The organism is Ruegeria sp. P8, assembly GCF_056534665.1.
Map to the genome: position 1 here is coordinate 1 of NZ_JBQERC010000043.1, position 4,333 is coordinate 4,333.

General features: G+C 51.5%; 4 protein-coding genes and 1 pseudogene. 3 read left to right on the top strand and 2 right to left on the bottom strand.

Going from position 1 to position 4,333, the window contains the following annotated elements; all coding sequences use genetic code 11:
* Positions 1-398 precede the first annotated feature (398 nt).
* Together ACR0BZ_RS19640 and ACR0BZ_RS19645 are read left to right on the top strand one after the other, a co-directional pair.
* Positions 399-680, top strand: coding sequence for a hypothetical protein (locus tag ACR0BZ_RS19640; RefSeq protein ID WP_480921061.1), 282 nt, complete (start codon positions 399-401; stop codon positions 678-680).
* 204 nt (positions 681-884) lie between these two features.
* Positions 885-1,061, top strand: coding sequence for a hypothetical protein (locus tag ACR0BZ_RS19645; protein ID WP_480921062.1), 177 nt, complete (start codon positions 885-887; stop codon positions 1,059-1,061).
* A 155-nt stretch (positions 1,062-1,216) separates the two neighbouring features.
* Here the strand turns inward: ACR0BZ_RS19645 and ACR0BZ_RS19650 are convergent.
* Positions 1,217-1,624, bottom strand: a pseudogene (locus ACR0BZ_RS19650) (GFA family protein).
* Positions 1,625-1,858: 234 nt separating this feature from the next.
* Here ACR0BZ_RS19650 and ACR0BZ_RS19655 point away from each other — a divergent pair.
* Complete coding sequence (locus tag ACR0BZ_RS19655; RefSeq protein WP_480921063.1) at positions 1,859-2,791, top strand: ornithine cyclodeaminase family protein; 933 nt, start codon at positions 1,859-1,861, stop codon at positions 2,789-2,791.
* A gap of 64 nt (positions 2,792-2,855) precedes the next feature.
* On the opposite strand, the gene ACR0BZ_RS19660 is transcribed toward ACR0BZ_RS19655, so the two are convergent.
* Positions 2,856-3,467: an isochorismatase family protein gene (locus ACR0BZ_RS19660; protein ID WP_480921064.1), complete on the bottom strand. Its 612-nt coding sequence runs from the start codon at positions 3,465-3,467 to the stop codon at positions 2,856-2,858.
* Positions 3,468-4,333 lie beyond the last annotated feature (866 nt).

Consider the following 4,333-nt stretch of genomic DNA (forward strand, 5'->3'; position numbering starts at 1 on the left):
GAATTCGTCCGTCCGTTTCAGTCCCATAGTTCGTCTCCTTTGTTGCAATAAATGCTATCAAAGGAGCGGCATCAAACCGCGACACGTCCACCTGCGCCTCTTCTCAGCCGCTGCACAATCCATGAAATCCCGCCTCCGACACCGGAACAACTGCCTGCGATCATTCAAAGCCTGGTGAGCGAATTCGCTGCTGAGTTCGGGTTGAGGTCTGAGTTTTTTCGGCTGGATCTGGGCGATGTTGAAGCTTTGGTGGGCACTTATGGACGGCACAGATCAGTGCGGGTTTTGAGACGGCTGGTGCGGGGCCTATTGCATCAGAAGACCAAAAATCACTCTTGGAACTAATGGAATCTACGAGGACCCAAGCGTGCAGACACCACAAAACAGGAAGGACGAAAATGCTGAGAGTTGTTGTTTATGTAAACCGTACTCCAATCGCGGAAGCCCGTGCAGGAAACATGTCCGGGCTTTCTGACATCTCCGACTACAGGGTCCGAGTTTTTGAAGACGAAGCTCCGCATCTCGACATCCCGGCCAAGGATGTGACCGGCTGGATCAATGGGCACACACGCCGCAGCAGCGTTTGGTATCTGGTTCGAAAAATCGCGGAGTTGGCAATTCGGGAAAATGAAACAACGTCTGACAACGAGCAGGATGTGTCGTCGGATGACCCCCAATAAAACGAATAATGAGGAGCCGGAGTCGGTCTCCCGTCCTACTACACCATTGCAAACTACTCGCGCTGAAGGACGAGGTTGTTTGCAGAATTGGAGCCTCCTCGGAAGAAGCACTCGCGCACGCGACAACTGGCTTTTCCGGGGCGATGAAGTACTATGCAAAGTAAGCCAATTGCCCGAAAGCGTCAGATACAGAGGGGAATGGGAATGTCAGAAGAAGGGCCCAATGAGACTACCGAAGAATTCGAGAAACGCTGCGAGGTAGACGCCATCACGGTGGCCTTTCTCCTCGTCAAAGCAGCTCAGTTCGCCTCGGAGGATGGGTTGACGCGAAAAAGCATGAGCGCTGATGAGTGGAACAAACTCGCCCCAAAGCAGGTCTAAAAAGGGTCAGTGCCGGCGATTTCTGAAATGGTGCGATAGACCGCTCGCAGCCCAAAACGGACATTCAAAACAAGACTTTGCAACACCAGCTTCGCGGACTAAGCAGAATTTGGTTCCAATTTGGGATCGCCACATCGCTCTGAAACACACAACAGTTAGCTGGGAAGTCCGTCAATGGTTTTTACGGATTGCAGCCAGTCGGTCCACTTCGCGCGGCTGGCGTAGCAGATACGTGCATTGGGGCGAATGCTGACCGGGCTGTCCAGTGACCCTGCGGGTACAACCACCAAAGCGCCGCTCATCTGAGACGTAGGCAGCGCCGATCCACACTCCATGCAGAAGCTTTAGACGTGTCGCGTTTCAGGGACTTGAAATAACTTGATTTTGTCCTGCCCCGCTACCCATTCAATCACTGCATTAGACGAAAATAGGTTTGCCGCGTGATCTGAACCGCTATCTTTGCGGCAGCGCGAGCAATGACAAAGATAGAAACTTTCGAAATCACCTCGAATGTGAAACATGACGGCCCTGCATAGACAGCTTCCTGACGCCGAGTTTTTCATTCTCAAGGTCTTCCGTTGTTTTTTCTTTTGAAGATATGTGCATCGACGCGAAGGGAAATCGGTCGGCTGTTTCCCTAACCAATTTCTGGCAGAGAGTAAACTTGGGTTCGAAGCTGTTGTTCTCTGCGGCTCTCGTCGATTGGTGATAAAAGCCCAAAGCCGACCTCAAGATTTCAGCAAAAGACGTGGCTATGCTATTACTCATTCACAATTCAAACTTTAGCACAACAAGCCATGGAACCGCGCTTCATTGATTATCAGACCGTTGAAGCCAGACTTGACTGGCTTGCACTCGCACGAGCGCTGGAGGAGGGACATCGATTGCCGAAGGCGGAAATTAGTTCCGCATATCTGGAACGCAATGGGAATATTGTAATTTCACTTTCGGCGTGGATCGACAAAATTGGAATAGCGGTTAAAACACCAACAATATTTCCGAAAAATGTCGGATTGGGACTATCGAGCGTCAATGGTGGGTTCTGTCTCTATTCAGCCCAGACGGGAGTCTTGCTCGCGCATATAGACTTTCACGCAATCACCAAATGGAAAACTGCGGCGGACAGCTTGCTCGCTTCGTTGAAGCTTGCCCCAAAGAGTTCGAAGAACATTGTTATCGTGGGGGCAGGTACTGTGGCGCGCTCTATGGTCGAAGTCTACCGAGCCGGGTTCCCAAATGCGCAAGTCAACGTTTGGAACCGAACGCTTAAACGCGCAGAAGAATTAGCGGTGGATTACCCTGAGGTGACTGTGGTTGACGAACTGGAACGGTCGGCAAGGTGCCCCGACATCATCTGTTGCGCAACCATGAGCACGGAGCCGTTGATAAGAGGAGCTTGGCTGCGCCCCGGTCAGCATGTCGACTTAATCGGTTCCTACTTGCCCCATATGCGCGAAGCAGATGACGAAGCAATTCTGCGTTCAAAGGTATTCGTCGATAGTCGAGAAATGACATTGGAGAACTCGGGCGAATTAGCAATTCCACTGGCTTCTGGTGTCATCGGTGCCAAACACATAATGGCGGATTTCTACGATATGCCAAAAGGAAGGTTTTCCAGATTCTCGGACCAAGACATCACCCTATTCAAAAACGGGGGCGGGGCACATCTTGATCTTATGACCGCCCGTTACATCTTGGACGCCTGTGCAGATTTGACTGAACCGGGCTGACCATCTCCCAGTATAGTCGCAACGAAAGCCCGCGTGAATGGCCGCAATGTCCGATTACCCGTACTCAGAATAATTCGTGAACGTCTGTCGAGCGGATCAGGTTGGAGTATTTCTGTTTCATGTCGAAAAGGTTCGCTTCATGAGGGCCCTGAGCCCGGTCTCCAACGCAATCCGATATGACCGTCGGTCGGAAATTGCTACTGATTGCGTCGACCACAGTTGCTCTGACACATCCGCTTGTCGTTGCTCCGACGACTGCGACAGCATCAACATTCTTGCCTCTCAACACCGATCCAAGGTTAGTATCGAAGAATGCTGAGGGCTGGGTCTTGCACACAACAAGCTCCCCGCTTTTCGGCCGTAAAATATCTATTACATGACTTGCGGGATTGCTTTCTATCAGTTCGCGCAACCGAGGTGCCTTCTCACACCAAACCCCTGCATCGGACCCGTCCTCCGAATAAACGATGCGGGTAAATACAATCGGAAGTCCCTGTTTTCTGAACGCCTCCACGACACCAATACTTGCCTGAGCCGCTTCCAAACAATTTCCACCTCCGAAAATCTCCGGGTCGATAAACCCATTTACGAAATCAACTACTATCAGCGCTGTGCGGTTTCCCTTTTTGACCACCCCACCCATTTGTTGCTTTTCGTAGATTTCCATATCGGTCATGGGAAAATCCTCTCAGTAATACTATTCAAACCTTAGCATTTCACAGTTTTGAAAGTCAGCTTAGTCCCGCGACTTTTGAGTCCGAGACCCATGCGGCGAAGGCTAGGTTAAGACGATGCCCCGGAAACCGCTTGGGAATGACCGCTTCGGCGACCTGTGTTGTTGCGCGGCAGTATCGCCGCTGCGAATGCGAACGGATGCTGCGTCAGCAACAGCCGCGTGAGCGAAAGGCGGGTCTGTCCCGCTCCCTGTATATTCACCCCTTCAAAATTGCTGCGTGATGCACGAATGGCCATAATCGCCGCCGCACCGCGTCATGGAATTTCGTGCTTGCGCAGAATATTCGCCGCTGCTCGCGCGCGCAGCACGAAATGACAATGACCGGTCAGGGCTCGCTATCAGATTTCGCCGCGCTTCACATGAATGACGGTTGCTGAAACCAGAATGGCGGCGCACTGTAACAAGTGTTGTAGAAACAAGAGTTTGACCGTCATGACGAACAGCCGCTCTTGTGGTGCCTTGTCCGGGTAGCTTGTTGCACTGGCATTGGTCGGCAGAGAGCCCAAATTTTCAAATGCTGCGCTAAACGCGAACGGCTGCTAAGTGATATCTGGGCGAAAACTGGTCTATGTTCCAACATTCAGTCTTACACAGAAAACAGAGGAAGACATTGTCTAACCGTCACACTAGCTGTGTTTTGCCGCTTCGCGAGTTTAAAACTTGGCTTGGTGGGCAACTCGCATGTTTACAGAGCCCATCTCGAATAATCGAGAAGTTGTGAGCAGCCTCATCTGACTGGTCCAAGTTGATTGTTAGTGCATCATCGGCCTGTGATCCATCGGGATGATGGTTTCAGGTGCCGGCGG

Excerpts from the sequence above, each read along its gene's own strand:
- ACR0BZ_RS19640 (WP_480921061.1), top strand. The coding sequence starts at position 399 with ATGCTGAGAGTTGTTGTTTATGTAAACCGTACTCCAATCGCGGAAGCC.
- ACR0BZ_RS19645 (WP_480921062.1), top strand. The coding sequence starts at position 885 with ATGTCAGAAGAAGGGCCCAATGAGACTACCGAAGAATTCGAGAAACGC.
- ACR0BZ_RS19655 (WP_480921063.1), top strand. The coding sequence starts at position 1,859 with ATGGAACCGCGCTTCATTGATTATCAGACCGTTGAAGCCAGACTTGAC.
- ACR0BZ_RS19660 (WP_480921064.1), bottom strand. The coding sequence starts at position 3,467 with ATGACCGATATGGAAATCTACGAAAAGCAACAAATGGGTGGGGTGGTC.